Origin of the sequence: Halobaculum litoreum (assembly GCF_030127125.1) — an archaeon.
In the GTDB taxonomy this organism is placed as follows: Archaea; Halobacteriota; Halobacteria; order Halobacteriales; family Haloferacaceae; genus Halobaculum; species Halobaculum litoreum.
This window is the reverse complement of sequence record NZ_CP126157.1, coordinates 207,149-226,457: the sequence shown is the minus strand read 5'-3', so window position 1 is coordinate 226,457 and position 19,309 is coordinate 207,149. Positions and strand designations below refer to the sequence as shown.

Below are 19,309 nucleotides of genomic sequence, written 5' to 3'. Positions count from 1 at the left end.
CGCGGTCCGTCGACGCATCACGGGTCGGTACAGTTGGTCGCGGTCGTACAGCACCCGGTACCGACGAGCGAACGCCGGATCGACACACGACGCCGTCGCACAACGACGGCCGGGGTCGCCTCACTCGAGCGTGTACGTCCGGTACCGCCGGACCGCGTACCGATACGACGCGCCGGAGACGCCGACGGTGAAGCACAGGTACACGGCGAAGGCGACGACGGCGGCGACCCTCGGAGCGACCGCGCCGGTCGTGAGCACGACCGTCGCACCCGTACCGACCAGCGTCCCGCCGAACACAACGAACAGGACGACGAGCATCGGGAGCGTCGAGGGGACGACCGTCTCCGCCCCCCAGAACTCCCGCTCCTCGTACACGGGGTAGGCGGCGCCGACGCCGACGGCGAACAGGGCGGCGGCGACACACAGCGCGCCGCCGAGAGCCGCGAGCGCGACCCCCGTGTGGGGGCGGTGCCGACCGCGACGGACGCCAGCGGCAGGAGCGTCGCGAACGGCACCCCGAGCGCGACGCCGGCGAGCACCCGACCGCGGACCACCGTGTGCGGGGTCGCGCCGCCGAGGAGCACGACCGGCAGGTGGCGGCGGTCGTCGCCGAGCGGGTTCAGGCCGAACGTCGCGCCGGCGAGGTACGTCCCGATCAGCACGCCCGCGCCCGCGACGAGCGGGCCCAGCGCCGAGGTGAACTCGACGGCGGCCGTCCCGACGGGGGCGACGAAGAACACGCCGGTGACGAGGTGGGTGAACTCCTGCGGGCGTCTGCCGGCGCGCACGAGGTGGCCCCACGCGACCCGGGCGGCCGTCGTCGCGGCGAACGGTCCGGGCGGGGCGAAGCCGCCGGCGCTCTCGACCGCCCCCGGCTGGCACCGGACGACCGGTCGGCGAACCAGAGGGCCGACGCCTGCGCGGTCGCGACGCGCACGCCGAGCGGCACCGACGCGACGCTGGCGACGAGCACGGCGACCGCGGCCGGCGTGACCGGCGCGCCGAACGGGGTCCCGAGGAACGCGAGCGACGCGTACTCGGCGAGGGGCGCGACGGTGAGGGCAGTGCCGTCGGGGACCGCCAGCTCGCCCGAGACGACCGCGCGCCCGAGGAACTGCGAGCCGGCGACGAGGCCGACGAGCCCGAGCAGGGCGCCCACCTTCACCAGCCTGCGGATGGAGGGGGCGACGCGGAACAGCCGCAACAGCGCCAGCCCGCCGGCGTACCCCCAGACGGCGACGGCACACACCATCGGGAGGGCGACCACGGCCCCGGTCGCGAGGACGTGCGGCACGCCGGCGCCGAGCGCGAACGCGGTCGCGACCGCCGCGATCGGCAGGCCGAACCACAGGGCGAGGCGGGCGGTCTCGGCGACCAGCAGGCCGACCACCGCCGCGCGGACGGGGACGGCCGTGAGGACGAACGCCTCGCCGTCGATCCGGCCGATCCGTTCGAGGGTCCGGAAGACGGCCACGAGCAGGAGGGCCACCGGGGCGAGGGTGGCCCCGGACGCCGAGGGACGGGACGGCGGCGCCGGCCGCAGCCGTCCGGCCGAACGCGTACACGTCCGGGAGTCTGAACAGCAGGTTCCCCCCGAACACGAGCACGAGGATCGCGATCCCGGCGAGGCGTCGGCTGTCGTGGGCGTACTGCCTGACGCTGCGGACGAACTCGGCGCGACCGATCCGCAGGCCGTGGCGGAGGTCGTCGCGGGCCGTCATCGCTCCCCGTCGGCGGCCGCGTCGCGGTCGCGTGCAACCTCTTCGCCTCCGTCTCCGTCCTCGCCGACGTCGTCGCGACCGCCGGTGACCGCGAGGAAGGCGTCCTCGAGCGACCCGGCGTCGCCGGTCCGGGCCCGCGAGCGGACCGCATCGGGGGAGCCCTCGGCGACGAGGCGGCCGTCGAACAGCACCCCCACCTCGTCGGCGACGGCCTCGACCACGGGGAGGATGTGGGTCGACAGGAACACCGTGGCGCCGGCGGCGGCGAACTCGACGATCGACTCGCGCAGGCGCCGGGCGGCGCGGGGGTCCAGCCCCGACGTGGGCTCGTCGAGGAACAGCACGTCGGGCTCGTGCAACACGGTCTGGATGAAGGCGGTCTTCTGGCGCATCCCCGTCGAGTACGTCTCGATCCGCCGGTCCGCGTCCTCGACCAGGTCGAACGAGGCGAGGTACTCCTCGATCCGGGCGTCCGCCGTCGTGCGGGGGATGTCGCGGAGGTCGGCGGCGTACTCCAACTGCTCGCGGGCGCTGAACTCCTCGTACAGCGGCGGCGTCTCGGGGAGGTAGCCGACGCGGTCGGCGAGGAGGCGCGGTCGGCGACGTCGACGGCGACGCCGGCGACGCGGGCGCTCCCGCCGTCCGGCCGCGACAGCCCGGTGAGGATCCGCATCGTCGTCGTCTTGCCGGCGCCGTTGGGGCCGAGGAACCCGTACACCGTCCCGGGGTCGATGGCCAGCGAGAGGCCGTCGAGGGCGACCTCCTCGCCGAAGGACTTGCGCAGGTCGGTCGTCTCGATGGCGGCCTCGCCGGAGGGCATCACGGTCGCCCCTCCGGCCACCCGGAAGGTTAACGGTTTGGTGTGACGGCGCACCCCGAGAGCGCGTACCCGCGTCCGCTCCACGGCGTCGGGATCGACTGGCGCGCGCATCGTCGACCGAACCTCACCCACGAACGCCTCGGGCGTCGGGGTTACCGGTGCACGTCCTGCACGCAGCGCGACGTAGTTGTGAAGCCCCCGTCTTGAACGGTCGCGAACGTGAGTGCCATGTCGCGCGCACACCCCGTGACGTGGACGTCCACCAGCTCGTTTCGATGCGACTCGACGACGTAGACGGTCAACTGACTCCGGTTCCAGTCGCCGACGAACTTCGTACTGTTGCCGTTCCGGACTGTGGGCACGCGGTCCGAACGTACCGGGTCGGCGGGTGTGACGTCGGTGTAGTTCGCTTCGGTCCGGAGTGCCTCCATCCCGACGAGTCGCTGCCGTCCCTCGCCCGTGGTAACCTCGAAGCGTAGCTCTCGCCGATCCTCCTGGGCGATTTGATACGCCGTGACCTGATAACTCGACTCTCGCTCGTTCTCGATGAGGATCTGGGTCTCGTCGTCGGAGAGCAGTGCCGTGCCCCCGGCGACCAGTACGAGACAGGTCAGCAAGCCGGTGAGGATCACTCGTCGGGAGGCCAGTCGCATCCTGTCGGCTACTGTTCGCGCGTTGGTATTCGATTTGACGACTTACCGACGGACCGGTTCGGGATATCAGCCCCTCCAGTGCTCGGCAGGTGTCCCTGCGACCCGGGGTAGATACGCGTGCGGAATCAGGGGATGTGTTGAAATTCCGGAGACCGAGTGGAACTGATCGCACACAGCGGAGACGTGCAGCACGCTGCGTTCGTGCTTCACTGATGAGATGCCCTATCGGTATCCATGACAGGGGTGTTTTACTCCCCCGTTCTCCCAAAGCAGGGTATGCACCCCGCCCTCCGATACGCTGTGTCGCTGACTGTCGGGCTGCTGGTTACGGCAACCGCCGTCGAAGTCGCCAGCGAAGATCACTTGCTCGCGATGTCGTTGTTCCCGCTGTACGTGACTGTGACCTCGATGGTGGTCACCCATCGTCGGGCGTTCGTTGCTCTCAACCGTGCTGCAGCCCCGGCGAGGAAGCGTGCAGCTATCGTCGGAGGCGTTGGCGCACTCACCGGCATGTTCCTCCTCCAAGCGTCGATCCCAGCCGGGATCGCCGGTTTCGGGTTGCTGTTTCTCGGGATGGCGACCGTCGTTGCTGATTTCGAGGACCTGTGAGCCGGTGGAACCGTCGGTTCGATCGCGTGCTTCAGTAGAAATCGCCACCTCCACCGTCTGGATCGCTCCGCTGTCATCGGGTTGTGTGGCGCACATTGGGATATCGACGGTCCGCTACGGTACAGGAGAGATGAGTAGCGAGAGAATCGCCGCCGAAAGAGGAGTGCTCGGAACCAAGCCGGTATCCCGGCCCGGATCCGCCGGAACCTCGACATCGACGATGGGGATCAACTCGGTTGGCAACTCGAAGCCGACGGGAGCAACCGCGTCCACGTGACCCGACAGCAATCGGGTATGTTCGCCGACTTCGATAGGACCGCGCAGCGACTGCCGTCCGTCCCGACGACACCACGGTCGCGGACCAACTTGCGGACGCGGTTGACCGTGTAGGGATGGGTGTCGCACCGGACGGCGATCTCGGAGACTGTCCCCGGCTGATCGAAGGTGGACTGCACCTCGAGTACCTCCACGGTCAGCAGCTCGGGGGAGTCGACGATAGCGGGATTGATACCGCCGCGGCCCCTCCGTAGACCCGATGCCAACCGCGGCGACGGTCCGCTGTACCGACTGTGCGTACGAGGAATCGTTCGACTCGCTGCGCCACGCCCGGACGGCGATGACGGACCACGAGCGCGAGACCGGCCACGTCGCCGACTGGGCGATCGGCCGGCTCGCCGCGGGAGTCGAGCGCGCGGGCGACGACGCCGGGGTCTGCGGCCGCGACGGCTGTGCGAACGCGGACACGCCGTTGCTCGACCGTCCCGAGTCGGGCGACGACGCCTGACCGGACCGGAGGGGGACGCCGGTCGCGGGCCGCGCCCGTTTAGCCCGTGCGGACCGAACGGTCGGTGTGCTCGGCCTGCGATACTACGTGTGTGAGGCCTGTGACGCGGTCCACGCCGACGTCGGGGAGCCGACGGCGTGCGGTCGGTGTGGCGACGGGGCGTTCGTGGACGTGTCCGCGACCGTCCGCGGGGACGACTACTTCACGCGGGGCCTGTCGCGGAACAGTTGAGAGGCGGTTTCGTCGAACGCAGTCGCGGCCGCGACCGGCGCCGTCGCTCGCGGGTCGGTTGTGCCCGCCGACGTGACACCGCATCCCCGTCCAGTCGCGGCGTCACGCCGAAGGACCGAGAGATGCCACGGCTGTCCGGGGCACGAGCCCCGCTCCCACAGCGATGGCGACTCGGGGTTCGCCGTCGAAGGGAAAAACTCTCTCGGTCACGGCGAGGCCGCCGGACTCGCCACGCCGAGTCTCGGTGTCGATGGCAGGTGGCGAACCTATATTGGTCTCGGATCTGTTGCTGAAGTGAACTGGTGCAGTTCCCCCCCATCGGCCTGCTGCTCGCACTCGCGACCGCACTGTCGACCGGCGCCGCCCTCGTCGGGTGGCGCAACCGCGACACCGACGGCGCGCCCGTGTTCATCGGGCTCATGACGCTCGTCGCGTTCTGGTCGCTCACCTACGCGTTCGAGCTGCTGTCGACCGACGTCGCGTGGAAGCTGTTCTGGAACAACGTCCAGTACCTCCCGGGCTTCCTCACCCCGCTGGCGTTCTGTGCGTTCGCGCTCGCGTACGCCGGCAAGGCCGACGCGATCACCCCCCGCCTCGCCGCCGTGCTCGCGTTCCCGCCGGTTGCGACGGGGCTCGCGATGTGGATGCCGGCGACCGAGCCGTTGGTCCGACAGGAGGCGCGATTGGTCGCGTGGGGGTCGTACACCGCCCTCGACGTCGTCCACGGCCCGCTGTTCGTGGCGGCGCTGGCGTACTCGTATCTGTTCGTCGCCGTCGGGTTGCTCCAACTCGTCTCGACGAGCCTCCGCGCCCCGCTCGTGTACAAACAGCAGTCGGCGCTGGTCGCGCTCGGCGCGGTCGTCCCCATCGGCGCCAGCGTCGCCTCCTACATCTCGGGGTACACGATAATCGACCTGACGCCGGTGGCGCTGTCGGCGTTCGGCGTCGCCGTCGCGGTCGCGTTGGCGCGGTACCAGCTGTTGACCGTCTCGCCGGTCGAGCGGGACGCGATCTTGAGCGAGGTCACCGACGCGATCCTCGTCACCGACCGGACCGACCGCCTCCTCGACCGGAACCCCGCGGCGGCGGCGGTGTTGGACGACGCCGCAGGCGTCGGGACCGACCTCGCGACCGTCGACGCCGCGCCCGTGCCGACGCTGCTGGCGGCGCCCTGTGGGACGACGACCGAGTTGACCGTCGCGGGCGACCGGACGCGGCGGTTCGACTGCCGGAAGATCGCGCTGTCGGACGACGACCCGGACGGCGGCGCGCGACTGTACGTCCTGCACGACGTCACCGAGCGGCGCGAGCACGAACGACAGCTGGAACGGAAGAACGAACGGCTCGACCGCTTCGCGGGCGTCGTCTCGCACGACCTCCGCAACCCCCTGTCGATCGCGATGGGGCACGCCGACCTCGCGGAACGCGACCCGGACCCGGAGCACTTCGAGACGATCGCCGACGCCCACGACCGGATGGACGAGATCATCGAGAGCCTCCTGACGCTGGCGCGCACGGGCAACGACGTCGCCGACCCGACGCCGGTCGACCTGGGCACGGTCGCCGAGCGCGCGTGGGACCAAGTGGAGACGGACGACGCCTCGCTGTCGGTGGACGCGGACGACCTCGTCTCCGCCGACAGCCAGCGGCTCGCGCAGGCGTTCGAGAACCTGTTCCGCAACGCCGTCGAACACGGCGGTGCCGACGTCGACGTCACGGTCGGGTCGTCGCCGTCGGGGTTCTACGTCGCCGACACCGGCCCCGGCATCCCCGAGGCGGACCGCGACACGGTGTTCGACCCCGGCGTCACCACCGACCACGGGGGCACCGGCGTCGGCCTCGCCATCGTCTCGGCGGTCGCGGCCGGCCACGGCTGGACGGTCTCGGCCGGCGAGGGTGCCGCCGGCGGCGCGCGCTTCGACTTCGCGACCGGGGAGCCGGCGTCGGCCGACGTGACGGCCGTCACCGACGCCACCGCGACCGACGGCGGCGTCAGGCGGCGATCCCCTCGCTGATCCAGTCCCACGCCTCGTCGCGGTCGTCGTGGTCGAAGAACTCCACCTCGACGTCCGTCAGCCGGTCGGCGACGTCGCTGGCCCACGCGAGGAGGCGCCCCTGCCCGACGATCGCGAACCGATAGATGTCGTCGCTGAAGCGGCGCCACAGTTTCAGGTCGTCGTCGAGCGCGTCCAGCTCCGGTCGCGGGATCCCGTCGAACTCGACGTACAGGCGGACGGAGCCGTACTCGGCGATCCGTTCGTTCATGTCGTCGCTCAGCGCCGCGAAGTCCTCCTCGGTCACGCGGTCGGCGAACCGGATCGCGAGCACGGGGCCTTCGTTGCGGTCGTCGATGTAGTGGTACATGCGACGGTGTGGTTCGTCGGCCACGGGCTTAGAACGGGCCACGCGTTCCAGCGACACGGGACCCGCGAGTCACTCCGGGCACTCCCCGGCGAGCGTCTCGAGGCGCGTCAACAGCGACCGGCGCATCGCGGGGGTCACGTCGCGGTCGGTGGTGACGCTCTCGATGAGCGTCCCGTTGAGCACCGCGAGGAACTGCTCGGCGACGTCGTCGGCGTCGACACCCTCGACGCCGCGTCGGTCGAGGATCTCCCGGACGTGTCCGGCGATCCGGTCGTGGAGTCGCTCGTCGATCTCGGTGAACGTCGCCCGGAACTCCGGGTTCGTCACCGCCTGCGCCCGCAACTCCATCACGACGTGGCGCCCGGCGAGCTCCTCGTCGGTCGGGTCGACCGGTAGCAGTTCCTCGACGACCGCGCGGAGGTTCTCGACCGGGTCGTCGGTCGTGCGGTCGTCGACGGCCGAGAGGAACCAGTCGAGCGCGTAGTCGAGCAGGTCCGCGACGATCTCGTCTTTGTCGTCGTAGTGGTAGTACAACAGCGACTTGCTCTTCTCGAACTCGTCGGCGATCGCCTGGATCGTCAGGTCCGAGTAGCCGTGGCGGTGGATCGCCGCGAACGTCGCCTCGACGATCCGGAGCTCGACCTCCGAGCGGTCGCCGCGGTCGCCCGGCGACTCACTCACGCCGGCCCTCCACGACGCGGAAGTCGCCGAACTCGGCCGTACACCAGTGACAAAACGCCAGCGACGGCTCCAGATCGCGCCCGCAGCTCGGGCACGCCACGATCCGCGTGCCGGGGCCCGCGCCGCCGGCCGCCGAGTCGCTCGCGTCCGTCGCCGTCGTCGACCCGCGCGCCAGCAGGAAGGCGTCGACCGCCGACACCCCGGTGACGACAGCGATCGCCACCGCCGCGGTCACGCTCCCGGCGCCGAGGCCGACGAACGACTCGACCGGCGCGTCCGGCGTCGCGACGACGCTCACGCCGAACGCGAGGAGGATCCACGCCGCCGCGCGCCGCCACCGTCGGAGATAGAGGTGTCCCGTCCCGGGGACGAGCACGCCGAACACGGCGGCGAGCCACGGCCGGAGGGGACGTCGGAGACTGCTCACCTATTGACTGAATAGTTAGTCAAACTAAGTCGTTCCGGCTACGGGCCGCCCGAGCCACCCGATCCGGTCGCCCGGCGTCCCGGTACGTGTCGGACGCCGGACCGAATCGCTCATATCGCGATCGCGTCGATGTCCAGTCCGACTCATGCACCCGATCGAACTCGACGGGCTCACGAAGCGGTACGGCGACGTCCGCGGCGTCGAGGACCTCTCGCTGACGGTCCGCGAGGGGGAGGTGTTCGGGTTCCTCGGCCCGAACGGGGCCGGCAAGACCACGACGATCCGGACGCTCATGGGGTTCCAGTCGCCGACCGCGGGGACGGCGACGGTGCTCGGCGCCGACGTTCGCGACGCCGCGGCGCTGCGGGCGGCCCGCGCGAACGTGGGCTACCTCCCGAGCGAGCCCGGCTTCGACGAGCGCGTCACCGGGCGGCGCCTGCTGCGCTACCACGGGGCGCTCCGCGGCGACGTCCGCAGCGAGACGCTGTTGGAGACGTTCGACCCGCCGCTCGACCGACCGGTGGGCGACTACTCCCGGGGCAACAGGCAGATGCTCGCCATCGTGCTGGCGTTCATGCACGACCCGGACCTAGTGATCATGGACGAACCCACCGCCGGGCTCGACCCGCTCAAGCAGGAGCGGTTCCTCTCGTTCGTCCGGGCGGAGCGGGCGCGGGGTAAGACGTTCTTCTTCTCCTCGCACGTGCTCGGCGAGGTCCGGAAGGTGTGCGACCGCGTCGGCATCGTCCGCGACGGGCGCCTCGCCGCCCTGGAGGACGTCGACGACTTGCTCCACCGCAGCGGCAAGGCCGTGCGCGTCGAGATTGCGGAGCCGATCGAGGCCGACGCCTTCGCCCTCGACGGCGCACACGACGTGACCGTCGACGGAGGCGGGCCGGAACCGGGGACGGCGGGCGCGGAGGAGGCGCCGGGGGCGGCGGGCGGGACGGCGACCGCCGGCGCCACGGTGTCGTTCACGTACACCGGGCGGTACGAGCCGCTGTTGCGGCACCTCCTCGGGTACGAGGTGGTCGACCTGACGGTCGAGGAGGCGCCGCTCGAGGAGGTGTTCATGCGCTTCTACGACGACGGCGTCGCGGCGTCCCCGGAACCGGCCGCCGGCACCGGCGCGCTCGGCGACGGGGACGGGGGCGGGCCCTGATGCTGGCGACCGCACGGTTCGAGGCGCGACAGCGGCTCCCGGGGTCGGTGGCGTTGTCGCTCGGCTTGGCGGCGTTCGCGGCGCTGATCGTGTTCCTCGCGCCGGGGCTGCTCGGCGAGGTCGACCTCGCGGCGTTCGTCTCCCAGTACCCGCCGGCGCTCGTCGAGCGGTTCGACCTCGCCGCCATCGGCACCATCGAGGGGTTCCTCGCGTTGGAGCTGTACCAGTTCGTCTGGCTGCTCGGGCTGGGGTCGTACGTCGCCTACACCGCCGCGGGGACCATCGCGGACGCCGTCGAGACGGGCCGGATGGACACGGTGCTGGCGGCGCCGGTGTCGCGGCAGGCGGTGGTGGTCGAGACGTTCCTCGCGCTGCTCGTGCCGGTCGGCCTCGCGAACGTCGCCGTACTGTGTGCGGTCGCCGCGGGGACGCGCGTGGTCGGCCTGTCGGTCCCGCTCGCGGACCTAGTGGCCGTCCACGCGCTGTCGGTGCCGTACCTGCTGTGTTGCGGGGCGTTCGGGCTGCTCGTCTCCGTCGTCGCCCCGCGGACGACGCTCGCCGAGGAGTCGCCGCCGGCGGCGTCGTGGCGGCGTTCCTCGTCGCGACCGTCACCGACGGCACGAGCGTCGCGTGGCTCGGGGCGGTGTCGCCGACGCGCTACTACGACCCGCTCGCGGTGCTCACGGCCGGCGAGTACGACCTCGTCGGCGCGGGCGTCCTCCTCGCCGCGACGCTGGTGCTGGTCGCGCTGGCCGCCGCGTGGTTCGGCGAGGTGGACGTCTGATGGACGCTGACGGCGCCGCTCGGACGCACGGCGGCCCATCGGCCGCCGCCGCCACGTGGGCGGTGTTCCGGTTCGAAGCCGAGCGACGGCTCCGCGCGAGCGTCCTCCTCGCGGTCGGTCTGTCCGCGTTCGGCCTGCTGTTCGTGTGGATCGTGCCCGACATCGTCGCCGGCGGGAACATCGAGGAGGTGCTGGCGTCGCTTCCGCCCGCGATAGTCGCGCTGCTGGGGTTCGACACGGCCGCCTCCGTCGAGGGGCTGCTCGCCGGGGAGTTCTACACGTTCGGCTGGGTCGTCGGGCTCGCGGGGTACGTCGGCTACAGCGGCGCGACCGCGGTGTCGGCCCCTCTCGGCGACGACCGCCTGGAGACGCTGCTGGCGGCACCGGTCGCCCGGGGGAGCGTCCTCGCGGGGACGTTCCTCGCGCTGCTGGTGCCGGTGGCGGTCGTCAACGCCGTCGTCCCCGTCGTGCTGTACGCCGGCTCCCGCGCCCTCGGCGCGCCGCTGTCGGCGGGCGGGCTCGCCGCGGTGCACGCGCTGTCGGTGCCGTTCCTCCTGACGTGGGGCGCCGTCGGCGTCCTCTCCGGCGTGGTCGTCCGGCGGGGCCGGACCGCCGGACGGGTCGTGCTCGCCCTCGTGTTCGGCGCGTGGCTGGTGGAGTCGGTCACGAGCATCTCCACGTACGCGTGGGTCGGCGCGGTGTCGCCCTCGCGGCAGTTCGACGCCGCGGCCGTCCTCGTCGACGGCCGGCTCGACGTCGCCGGCGCGGCGACGCTCGCGGTCGTCACCGTCGCCGTGCTCCTCGCCGCGCAGGCGGTGTTCGCCCGGCGGGATCTGTGACCCCGCCGCGAGACGAACCGTTCAAACGCCTCGCCCGCCCACCGCCGGTGTGTCACGCTACCGGACGCTCGGACTGTTCCTCCTGTTGGCGGCCGTCTGGGGGTCGGCGTTCATGGCGATCAAAGCCGGGCTGGCGTACTTCCCGCCCGTGCTGTTCGCTGCGGTACGCTACGACGTCGCGGGCGTGGTGATGCTCGCGTACGCGGTCTACGCGACCGACACGCCGGTCCCGCGGGGGCGGGCGGCGTGGGCGGAGGTCGCTATCGGCGCGGTCCTCCTCATCGCCGCGTACCACGCGCTGTTGTTCGTCGGCGAGGCGAACGAGTTGGTGACCAGCGCCGCCGCGGCCGTCGTCGTCAGCCTGAGCCCGGTGCTCACGACGGGGTTCGCACGCGCGTTCCTGCCGAACGAGCGCCTGACGGCGCTGGGCGTGGTCGGGCTCCTCCTCGGCCTCGTCGGCGTCGCCGTCCTCTCGGAACTGGACCCCGCGAACCTGCTGGGCGGCGCGACCGTGCCGAAACTGCTGATCCTCGGTGCCGCCGCCTCCTTCGCCCTCGGGAGCGTCCTCACCCGCCGCGTCGACTCCGACCTCCCCATCGAGACGATGGAGGCGTGGTCGATGCTGCTGGGCGCGGTGATCATGCACGCGGTGTCGGTCGGGCTCGGCGAGTCGGTCGCCGCGGTCGAACTCACCGCCGAGGCGCTCGCGGCGCTGGTGTACCTCTCGCTCGCGGCGAGCGCCCTCGGCTTCCTCGTGTACTTCGAACTGCTCGACCGGCTCGGCCCGATCGAGATCAACCTCGTCTCCTACGTCGCGCCCGTGTTCGCGGCTCTCTCGGGGTGGCTGTTCCTCCGGGAAGTGCCGTCGCCGGCGACCGGCGCGGGCTTTCTCCTCATCATCGCGGGCTTCGTCCTCCTCAAGCGGGAGGCGATCCGGACGGAGCTCCGCGGGTGGGTCGACGGCGCGACGACGGAGGCGGACTGACGGCGGTCCGGTCCGACCGGCGCCACCCACAGATCACTCGCCGTCGGGTTCCTCGTCGTCGCCGTCGGCGGGTTCGGCGTCGGGAGCGGACTCCTCGTCGTCCCCGTCGGTCGGCACGTCCGCTGTCGAAGGCTGCTCGTCGTCGTCGGCCGTCCCGTCACCCGCTGAATCCGACCCTGACTCGTCGTCGGACGAGTCGGCCGTCGACGGCGGCGGGCGCCGCGCGAGCCGGTCGAACCGCGACTGCGCCCGCGAACGCCGCTCGTCGGTCTCGGCGGCATCGTACACAGCGTCGACGATCTCGCCGTCCACTATCTCGACGTCGACCACGGCGTTCGCGTGCCGGGCGTCGGCGGGGAGGGCCGCCGGCTCCACGAGCAGTTCGTAGCTGTCGTCGCCGTCGCGCACCTCCAGCGCGGCGAGGCCGTCCTCGATCCGGTCGACGACGACGGTGTACGTGCCGTCGGGCACGTCGGGGCGGTCGCTCACGAGTACGCCTCCTCGAGCACGACGGTCCCGTCGGCGTCGCGCACGACGACGGTGTCGCCGCCGTTGTTCCAGATGGCCGACCCCGACCCCCAGTACAGTTCGCCCGCGGTGTCGGTGCCGCTCCCGGTGTACAGCGTCACCTGCTCGCCGGGGGCGAGCGTCGTGCCGTCCGGAACGGTGTACACGTGGTCGGCGGCGTCCGCGACCGTCCACCCGGACAGATCGAGCGTCGACTCGCCGACGTTCTCGAAGGTGACGTACTCGTCGTTCAGGTTGTCGTTGTCGTCGCCCGCCGCGTCCGCGTGGACGGTCGCGATCGCGAGCGACCCGTCCGCGGCCCCGCCGTCGTCGGGGGTGTCGGTGCCGCCGTCGGTCGCGGTCGCCGTGGCCGTCGGCTCCGTCGTCGCCGCGTCGGCCGCGCTCGCCCCGTCCGGCGTGATCGTGTACCGACGCTCGACCGGCGCGTCGTTCTCCGGCTCGATCGCCGACCCCTCGCGCAGGCGGTCCGGGTCGGTCGGCGCCGCACGCTGGGTCGCCACCTCGACCGTCTCGCCGTCGCTCGTGAGCACGACCGTGCCGTGGGTCGCCGTCCAGAACGTCGTGAGCGACCGCTCGGCGAACCGGTCGAGCGTCTCGGGGTGCGGGTGGCCGTAGCGGGAGTCGTACGCGCTGGAGATCACGACCGCCTCGGCCGACGCCGCGTCGAGGAGCGGCCCGCCGGTACTCCCGGCGCTCCCGTGGTGACCCGCCTTCAGGACGGTCGTCTCGAGGGTCTCGCCGTACGTCTCGACGAGGTGCTCCTCCGCCTCGCCCTCGGCGTCGCCGGTGAGCAGCACCCCCGTCGCGCCGAACACGAGCGTCAACACGATGCTGTTCTCGTTGCGGTCCTCGCCGGCGAGGTACGGGTTCGGCGGCGACAGCACGTCGACGTCGACGCCCGGCATCGGGATCTCGTCGCCCTCCTGTGTCAGGTACAGCGTCACGTTGTGCCGCTCGACGGCGTCGAGGTACTCCTCGTACGTCTGTGAGGTCGACGCGATCCCGGGGTCGTACACCGCGCCGATCCCGTCGGCCTCCGTCTCGTAGTACTCGATGATGTCGGCGTTCCCGCCGATGTGGTCGGCGTCCGCGTGGGTGGTCACGAGGTGGTCGATCCGCTCGACGTCGTGGGCTCGCAGGTACGACAGCACCACCTCGCCGTCGTCGGTGAAGTGCCCGGTGTCGATGAGCATCGTCTCCCCGCTCGGTCCGATCACGAGCGTGCTGTCGGCCTGTCCGACGTTGATGAAGTGTACCTCGAGAGTCCCCTCGACGTCGACGGCCGTCGTGTCGGCCCGTTCGGTCGGGTCGGTCGTGGCGTCGGCCGTGCCCGCCGTCGTGGCTCCCTCCCCGGCGGGTGCGGAGCCGCCGAGACAGCCCGCGAGCACGACGAGTACCACGAGGGCGAGCGTTCGGCCGCGCGTCGCGTTCATGGCGGGACGACGCGGCCGACGGGTATAGTGGTATGTCCGTCCCGCCGACAGCACGACGGCTCCGGGTGTCGGACGGGGGACTCGTTCGGTGCGTCGTCCTGACTCCAGTTAGTCTTGGGTAGAATATACACAACCGTTATGTCGGTCAGGACCGTACGGCGGGTGATGAGCGATTCGACCGACGTCGAGGAGATCCGACGGCGAAAGGCGGAGCAGCTCCGGCAACGATTGGAACGAGAGGCGGCCGGCGAGCGCGCCGGTGCGGGACGGAGCGAGCCGGTTCACGTCGAGGGGCCGGACCAGTTCGACGACCTCGTCGCCGACGCCGGGGTCGTCCTCGCAGACTTCTACGCGGATTGGTGTGGCCCGTGCAAGATGCTCGACCCGATCGTGACCGAGATCGCCGCCGAGACGGACGCGACCGTCGCGAAGGTCGACGTCGACGCGCAACAGGCGCTCGCGCGACGCTACGGCGTTCAGGGGGTTCCGACGATGGTGCTGTTCGCGGCGGGCGAGCAGGTGGAGCAGCTCGTCGGCGTCCGCGGCAAAGACGAGATCGTCTCGCTGATCGGTCGGTACGCGTAATCCAGCGCGTCGACCGGGCGAGCCCCTCGCGAACCCGCCCCGGTGTAGCCGCGTGCGACGCTTTATCCACGCCGTCCGCGTGCGGCCGGGTATGGATCCCCACGAGTTCCTCGACGGCGGGACGGTTCGGGTCGCGCCGGCGACGTACGCGGTCTGCCGCGTCGAGGCGCCGGTCGCGTCGGCGTTCGCGACCGTTCGCGACGACACGGAGACGACGGTCGTCGTCGACGAGGCCGGCGGCGTGCCCGAGGCCGCGACCGACGTCTCGCGCGGCTGGCGGCGTCTCACCTTCGAGATGGAGCTCCCCTTCGAGTTGGTCGGCTTCCTCGCGGTCGTCGCGGGCGAACTCGCGGACGCGGGGGTGTCGATCTTCGCGCTCTCCTCGTACTCCACCGACCACGTCCTCGTCGACGACGGCGACGTGGCCGCCGCACGGCGTCGGCTCGAGGCGCTCGGCTGTACCGTCACCTGAGACCCCGTCGAGTCCGAACGGGACTCGTGGAGGGGGGTTCCACGGGAGGCCCGGTCGTCCGGCATCGCCGGACGGAGGCGAAACGCGGGTCGGCAGTAGGGGGAGCCGCCTGCCGACCGCGCGTCCAGGGGGACGGGGTCGCGAGGGGTGCGCCACGCCCGTCCCCTCGCGCCCCGCGACCGGGTGTTCGCTCGGCGGTACTTATACAAGCGGCCACTACGCGCCCCGATTGCCGGGATCGATACCCGCGGCCGGGGGGATCGTCTCTCGCGACGCTCGCGAACGGTCGGCTTACCCCTTGACGGGCGGGCGACAGGTCGTTGCCGCCGCGGTCGCCGGTAAGCCGAGGTTGTCACGCGACGGCTCGTCGCGGGGTCGACGGGCCGATCCGTGGCGTCCGACTAACAATAGCGGCCCTCCGGGTCGGGAGATCCGGGATGAGTGTCTCGGATCATCGGAGTCGCCACCGAGGGCAGCGGGGGGAGAACGAACGCGAGCGAGGGCGCGAATCGGTCGCCGTCGGTCGGGTGGTGAGGTAACTCACAATGGGTCCGCTACGCGGTTCTTCGTCCGCGTTGGTCGTGATCGTCGTCGCCGCGATCGCCGTCACCGCGCCGGCCGTCGGCGCGCTCGGCACCGCCGACGTCGCCCCGCAGTCGATCGGGACGGCCGTCGGGATCGGCCCGCCGGTTCCGGTCCCCGACCCCGGGTCGGGTGACGACGCCCGACGGGGCGGCGGCGGCGTACCGACGAAGATCGACGCGTGTCGTGCGATCACCGAACCCGGTCGGTACGTCCTCGTCGCCGACCTCTCCATGCGCGGGTCCAAGCCGTGTCTCCACGTCCGCGCGAGCGACGTCACCATCGACGGCGACGGGCACACGGTCTCGGGCGACGGCTCGCCCGACTCGATGGGGCTGTTGGTGTTCGAGGGCGAGCGCGGCGGCGACGCCCCCGACGACACGCCGCTGGAGAACGTCACCGTCAGCGACCTCCGTTTCTCCGGGTTCGCGGACGCCGTCCGGGTCGGCGACGACGACGCCATGGGGACGCAGGTGACGCTCGCCGACGTCGCCGTCGCGAACAGTCAGGGCGGGATCTCGATGCTCGAGTCCGAGGACAGCACGCTCCGGAACGTCACGGTCGAGGGCGGTCGCTTCGGCGTGTACCTCCTCGAAGTGCGTGACCTGCTCGCGCGGAACCTGACCGTCCGATCCGCGGACACCGGGGTGTTCCTCTCGGATACGGTCTCCGACAGCCGGTTCGTCGACCTCACCGCCGTCGGCAACGGGGAGGGCGTCTACCTGAGCGACTCGGTCTCCGACAACGCGTTCGTCCGGGCCCGCGTCGTCGACAACGAGGGCCCGGGGATCCGGTTCGCCGACTCCGGGGACAACACCGTGCGCGACTCGGTCGTCCGCGACAACGGCGACTCTGGCGTGGTGAGCGACCCCGCGTACCGCGAGGCGTTCGTGAACGTGACCGTCGCGAACAACGCCGGTCCGGAGTTCCGTGTCGAGGAGGGCGAGGACCCCTTCAGAGTCCGCGACGTGACCGTCGGCGACCGGTTCGTCCTCGCCCCGGGCTCGGGCGAGCCGACCGCGTTCGCCGGCGGCGTCGGCGTCGTCGCCACCGGCGAGGTGCCGGGCGGGCTCGACGGCACGCTCGTCGGGGAGGCCGGACTGGCCGTGCGGAACGTCGGCGCGCCGGTCGAGGTCGGCGTCGCCCTCGACGACGCTGCCGCGACCGACGTGTCGTTGTGGGCCAACCACGACGGGTCGTGGGTCCGGATGCCCAACGCGAGGGTCGTCGACGACCGACTGGTCGGCACGGTCGCCGAAGACGGCGTCGTCGTCGCGCTGCAGGACGGCACCGACCAGACGGACGGCGGTTCGGCGACACAGATCGACTCGTGTACGGCGATCACCGAGCCGGGCCGGTACGAGCTGACGGGCGACGTCGGCTCCGACGCGGCCGACACGTGCATCGACGTTCGCGCGAGCGACGTGACGCTCGACGGCAACGGCTACACCGTCGCCGGGCCGGGGACCGGCGTCGAGGACTCGCTGGGCCTCCGCGTGCTCAGCCCGACCGACGACGAGCGATTGACGAACGTCACCGTTCGCGACGTCCGCCTGTCCGACTGGGCGGCGGGCGTCCAAGCCGGGCCGCCGGTCGACAGTCCCGGCCCCCGCGTCGAGTTCGTCGACGTGACGGTCGCCGACACGGGCGGGATCCTCCTGTACGGCACCGACGACAGCGTCCTTCGCAACGTCACGGTGACGGACGGCGACACCGGCATGTACGTCTGGGAGACGAGCAACCTCACCGTCGAGGACTCGACCGTTTCCGACAACGACGGTCGGGGGCTGTTCCTCGCGCAGGTGGTCGAGGACAGTCAGTTCCGGGGGCTCACCGTCGTCGGCAACGACGGCGGCGGCGTCTACCTCAGCACGGACGCCGAGAACAACGTCGTCCGGGACTCGACGATCCGTGACAACGGTGAGTACGGCGTGCGGTTCTCCGACGCCTTCGACAACCTCGTGACCGACACGACTATCGAGGCCACCCGCGGCCCCGCCGTCTCCGGGGACAGCTTCTCCGGCGCCGCGCTGGTCGACGTGCGGATCCTCGACCCCGCCGACGGCCGGGTCGTCGTCGTCGAGGACGAGGGGAGCCTCCGGCTGCGCGGCGTGACGGTCGACGACGCCGTGACCCTCGACACCCCCGGCACCGAGGCCGTCACGTTCGAAGGGGTGGACGACGAGGGCACCTCCGTCGGCCTCGTGCCGGTCGGCGGCGTCTCGGCGTCGCTGCCCGGCGACCCGGCGACCGACCGCGGCGTCGCCGTCCGCGGCGCGACCGGCGGGCTCACCGTCGGGTTCGACGTGCCCGGGGACGACGGCACGACCGCGCGACTGTACACGTTCGCCGACGGCGACTGGACGCAGACCGCCGCCGCCGGCCTCTCGGCGACCGTCACCGGCACGGGCACCGTGGCACCGTTCCTCGGAAGCGACACGGGCGGCGGCGACGGGTCCGGCGGCGACGACGGCACCGGCCTCGTGGGCGACGGGACGGTCCTCCGCGTGCTCTCGACGGCGGACAACCAGTTCGACTACGAGATCGTCGTCGAGGGGACCGCCGAGGGAACCGCAACCGACACCGAGTCCGCCGACTCCGGCGACGAGGTGGTGGACAACGGCGACGGAACAGTGACGATCCGCGGATCCACCGGGAGCAACGCGGGCGACGCCTTCGAGATCACCGGCGAGATCCGCAGCATCGAGGTCGACGGCGTCGACGACGGATTCAGGCTGGAGTTCGGCGGCGAGGACGTCACCGATGTGGTGGACACCGACACCGACGACGGCGACGGGGACGGAGACGGTGGCTCGGACGACGCGGAACCGTCCACCCTCCGCGTGCTCTCGACGGCGGACAACCAGTTCGACTACGAGATCGTCGTCGAGGGAACCGCCGAGGGCACCGCAACCGACACTGAATCCGCCGACTCCGGCGACGAGGTGGTGGACAACGGCGACGGAACCGTCACGATCCGCGGATCGACCGGCGACAACGCCGGCGACGCCTTCGAGGTCACCGGAGAAGTTGTCGACGTCCGCGTCGACGGCGCCGACTCGGGGTGGGAGGTCCTGCTCGACGGCGACGTAATCGCGGCCGGCGACGACGATGACGGCGATGACGGCGATGACGGCGATGACGGCGACGACAGCGACGATGGCGACGACAGCGGAGACAGTGACGACGGAAGCGCGGACGACGACACCGCCGGCACGGGCGTTACGGCCGACGACGGGCTGTTGGAAATCCTCGCGACCACGGAGGCCACCTTCGAGTACGAGATCGTCGTCGAGGGGACCGCCGAGGGGACGAGATCCGACACCGTCGCGGCCGACTCCAGCGACGAGGTGGTCGACAACGGCGACGGGACCGTCACGATCCGGGGGTCGACCGGCGACAACGCCGGCGACGCCTTCGAGTTCTCCGGCGAGATCATCGAAGTGACCGTCTCCGGCGGCGACGGCGGCGAGGAGTTCCGACTCGACGGAGAGGACGTCACGGACGAGCTGACCGACTGACCGCCCGACAGATCGACCGACGGAGACGAGCTCACGTGGGTCGTCGCGACACCGCGACTCCCGGCCCGTCGGCCCCCACGAGGCGCCGCGGGCGTCGTCCCCGCACTGCGGCGACGGCCGGAGCGAGT

19 protein-coding genes and 2 pseudogenes are annotated in these 19,309 nt (G+C 71.6%); 12 read left to right on the top strand and 9 right to left on the bottom strand.

Annotation, left to right across the window (positions count from 1 at the left end):
* Positions 1-120: 120 nt before the first annotated feature.
* The 4 genes and pseudogenes from P0R35_RS16770 to P0R35_RS16035 form a co-directional block, all read right to left on the bottom strand.
* Positions 121-375 (bottom strand): hypothetical protein, encoded by a 255-nt coding sequence (locus P0R35_RS16770; protein ID WP_432765060.1) that lies wholly within the window; start codon positions 373-375, stop codon positions 121-123.
* A 280-nt stretch (positions 376-655) separates the two neighbouring features.
* A complete protein-coding gene (locus P0R35_RS16765) occupies positions 656-1,489 on the bottom strand; it encodes a hypothetical protein (RefSeq protein WP_432765059.1) in 834 nt (277 codons plus the stop codon).
* Positions 1,490-1,717: 228 nt separating this feature from the next.
* Positions 1,718-2,541: pseudogene (locus P0R35_RS16040) on the bottom strand (ABC transporter ATP-binding protein).
* A 152-nt stretch (positions 2,542-2,693) separates the two neighbouring features.
* Positions 2,694-3,173 carry a hypothetical protein gene (locus P0R35_RS16035; RefSeq protein ID WP_284014773.1) on the bottom strand — a complete coding sequence of 160 codons (480 nt, stop codon included), beginning with the start codon at positions 3,171-3,173 and terminating at the stop codon, positions 2,694-2,696.
* 297 nt (positions 3,174-3,470) lie between these two features.
* On the opposite strand from P0R35_RS16035, the gene P0R35_RS16030 reads away from it, so the two are divergent.
* The 5 genes and pseudogenes from P0R35_RS16030 (at position 3,471) to P0R35_RS16010 (ending at position 6,833) form a co-directional block, all read left to right on the top strand.
* Positions 3,471-3,803 (top strand): DUF8153 family protein, encoded by a 333-nt coding sequence (locus P0R35_RS16030; RefSeq protein ID WP_284014772.1) that lies wholly within the window; start codon positions 3,471-3,473, stop codon positions 3,801-3,803.
* 130 nt (positions 3,804-3,933) lie between these two features.
* Positions 3,934-4,115, top strand: a pseudogene (locus P0R35_RS16025) (AbrB/MazE/SpoVT family DNA-binding domain-containing protein); the annotation flags it as partial.
* A 223-nt stretch (positions 4,116-4,338) separates the two neighbouring features.
* Positions 4,339-4,587 (top strand): DUF7542 family protein, encoded by a 249-nt coding sequence (locus P0R35_RS16020; protein WP_284014771.1) that lies wholly within the window; start codon positions 4,339-4,341, stop codon positions 4,585-4,587.
* Between the two features lie 66 nt (positions 4,588-4,653).
* Positions 4,654-4,818, top strand: coding sequence for a hypothetical protein (locus tag P0R35_RS16015; protein WP_284014770.1), 165 nt, complete (start codon positions 4,654-4,656; stop codon positions 4,816-4,818).
* Positions 4,819-5,120: 302 nt separating this feature from the next.
* Positions 5,121-6,833, top strand: coding sequence for a sensor histidine kinase (locus P0R35_RS16010; RefSeq protein ID WP_284014769.1), 1,713 nt, complete (start codon positions 5,121-5,123; stop codon positions 6,831-6,833).
* Here P0R35_RS16010 and P0R35_RS16005 read toward each other — a convergent pair.
* The 3 genes from P0R35_RS16005 to P0R35_RS15995 all read right to left on the bottom strand — a co-directional run bounded on the left by P0R35_RS16005 (position 6,811) and on the right by P0R35_RS15995 (position 8,290).
* Positions 6,811-7,182, bottom strand: a complete 372-nt coding sequence (locus P0R35_RS16005; RefSeq protein ID WP_284014768.1) for a SpoIIAA family protein — start codon at positions 7,180-7,182, stop codon at positions 6,811-6,813. The two genes, P0R35_RS16010 and P0R35_RS16005, sit on opposite strands and share 23 nt — an antisense overlap.
* 69 nt (positions 7,183-7,251) lie before the next feature.
* Positions 7,252-7,863, bottom strand: coding sequence for a TetR/AcrR family transcriptional regulator (locus P0R35_RS16000; protein WP_284014767.1), 612 nt, complete (start codon positions 7,861-7,863; stop codon positions 7,252-7,254).
* Positions 7,856-8,290, bottom strand: coding sequence for a DUF7575 domain-containing protein (locus P0R35_RS15995; RefSeq protein WP_284014766.1), 435 nt, complete (start codon positions 8,288-8,290; stop codon positions 7,856-7,858). The genes P0R35_RS16000 and P0R35_RS15995 overlap by 8 nt, the downstream gene beginning before the upstream one ends.
* A 145-nt stretch (positions 8,291-8,435) precedes the next feature.
* On the opposite strand from P0R35_RS15995, the gene P0R35_RS15990 reads away from it, so the two are divergent.
* Genes P0R35_RS15990 through P0R35_RS15975 form a run of 4 tightly spaced genes read left to right on the top strand, consistent with a single transcriptional unit; the run spans position 8,436 to position 12,060 of the window.
* The gene (locus P0R35_RS15990; RefSeq protein ID WP_284014765.1) at positions 8,436-9,452 is read left to right on the top strand and encodes an ABC transporter ATP-binding protein; all 1,017 of its coding nucleotides are present in this window, start codon (positions 8,436-8,438) and stop codon (positions 9,450-9,452) included.
* Complete coding sequence (locus tag P0R35_RS15985; RefSeq protein WP_284014764.1) at positions 9,452-10,246, top strand: ABC transporter permease subunit; 795 nt, start codon at positions 9,452-9,454, stop codon at positions 10,244-10,246. Before P0R35_RS15990 ends, P0R35_RS15985 begins: the two co-directional genes overlap by 1 nt.
* The gene (locus tag P0R35_RS15980; RefSeq protein ID WP_284014763.1) at positions 10,236-11,075 is read left to right on the top strand and encodes an ABC transporter permease; all 840 of its coding nucleotides are present in this window, start codon (positions 10,236-10,238) and stop codon (positions 11,073-11,075) included. The genes P0R35_RS15985 and P0R35_RS15980 overlap by 11 nt, the downstream gene beginning before the upstream one ends.
* Before the next feature lie 49 nt (positions 11,076-11,124).
* On the top strand, positions 11,125-12,060 hold the full coding sequence (locus tag P0R35_RS15975) for a DMT family transporter (protein ID WP_284014762.1): 936 nt from the start codon (positions 11,125-11,127) through the stop codon (positions 12,058-12,060).
* A gap of 33 nt (positions 12,061-12,093) precedes the next feature.
* On the opposite strand, the gene P0R35_RS15970 is transcribed toward P0R35_RS15975, so the two are convergent.
* Together P0R35_RS15970 and P0R35_RS15965 are read right to left on the bottom strand one after the other, a co-directional pair.
* Positions 12,094-12,549 carry a DUF3006 domain-containing protein gene (locus P0R35_RS15970; protein WP_284014761.1) on the bottom strand — a complete coding sequence of 152 codons (456 nt, stop codon included), beginning with the start codon at positions 12,547-12,549 and terminating at the stop codon, positions 12,094-12,096.
* The gene (locus P0R35_RS15965; RefSeq protein WP_284014760.1) at positions 12,546-14,021 is read right to left on the bottom strand and encodes a lamin tail domain-containing protein; all 1,476 of its coding nucleotides are present in this window, start codon (positions 14,019-14,021) and stop codon (positions 12,546-12,548) included. Before P0R35_RS15965 ends, P0R35_RS15970 begins: the two co-directional genes overlap by 4 nt.
* Before the next feature lie 165 nt (positions 14,022-14,186).
* Between P0R35_RS15965 and trxA the strand changes: the two genes are divergently transcribed.
* The 3 genes from trxA to P0R35_RS15950 all read left to right on the top strand — a co-directional run bounded on the left by trxA (position 14,187) and on the right by P0R35_RS15950 (position 19,181).
* Entirely contained in the window at positions 14,187-14,606 is a 420-nt protein-coding gene (gene trxA, locus P0R35_RS15960; RefSeq protein WP_284014759.1) for a thioredoxin, read from the top strand.
* A gap of 91 nt (positions 14,607-14,697) precedes the next feature.
* Complete coding sequence (locus P0R35_RS15955; protein WP_284014758.1) at positions 14,698-15,078, top strand: ACT domain-containing protein; 381 nt, start codon at positions 14,698-14,700, stop codon at positions 15,076-15,078.
* 545 nt (positions 15,079-15,623) lie between these two features.
* Positions 15,624-19,181, top strand: coding sequence for a right-handed parallel beta-helix repeat-containing protein (locus tag P0R35_RS15950; RefSeq protein ID WP_284014757.1), 3,558 nt, complete (start codon positions 15,624-15,626; stop codon positions 19,179-19,181).
* The last annotated feature ends 128 nt before the right edge of the window (positions 19,182-19,309 follow it).

Excerpts from the sequence above, each read along its gene's own strand:
- P0R35_RS16020 (WP_284014771.1), top strand. The coding sequence starts at position 4,339 with ATGCCAACCGCGGCGACGGTCCGCTGTACCGACTGTGCGTACGAGGAA.
- P0R35_RS15980 (WP_284014763.1), top strand. The coding sequence starts at position 10,236 with ATGGACGCTGACGGCGCCGCTCGGACGCACGGCGGCCCATCGGCCGCC.
- P0R35_RS15990 (WP_284014765.1), top strand. The coding sequence starts at position 8,436 with ATGCACCCGATCGAACTCGACGGGCTCACGAAGCGGTACGGCGACGTC.
- P0R35_RS15965 (WP_284014760.1), bottom strand. The coding sequence starts at position 14,021 with ATGAACGCGACGCGCGGCCGAACGCTCGCCCTCGTGGTACTCGTCGTG.
- P0R35_RS15985 (WP_284014764.1), top strand. The coding sequence starts at position 9,452 with ATGCTGGCGACCGCACGGTTCGAGGCGCGACAGCGGCTCCCGGGGTCG.
- P0R35_RS16030 (WP_284014772.1), top strand. The coding sequence starts at position 3,471 with ATGCACCCCGCCCTCCGATACGCTGTGTCGCTGACTGTCGGGCTGCTG.
- P0R35_RS16005 (WP_284014768.1), bottom strand. The coding sequence starts at position 7,182 with ATGTACCACTACATCGACGACCGCAACGAAGGCCCCGTGCTCGCGATC.
- P0R35_RS15950 (WP_284014757.1), top strand. The coding sequence starts at position 15,624 with ATGGGTCCGCTACGCGGTTCTTCGTCCGCGTTGGTCGTGATCGTCGTC.
- trxA (WP_284014759.1), top strand. The coding sequence starts at position 14,187 with ATGAGCGATTCGACCGACGTCGAGGAGATCCGACGGCGAAAGGCGGAG.
- P0R35_RS15955 (WP_284014758.1), top strand. The coding sequence starts at position 14,698 with ATGGATCCCCACGAGTTCCTCGACGGCGGGACGGTTCGGGTCGCGCCG.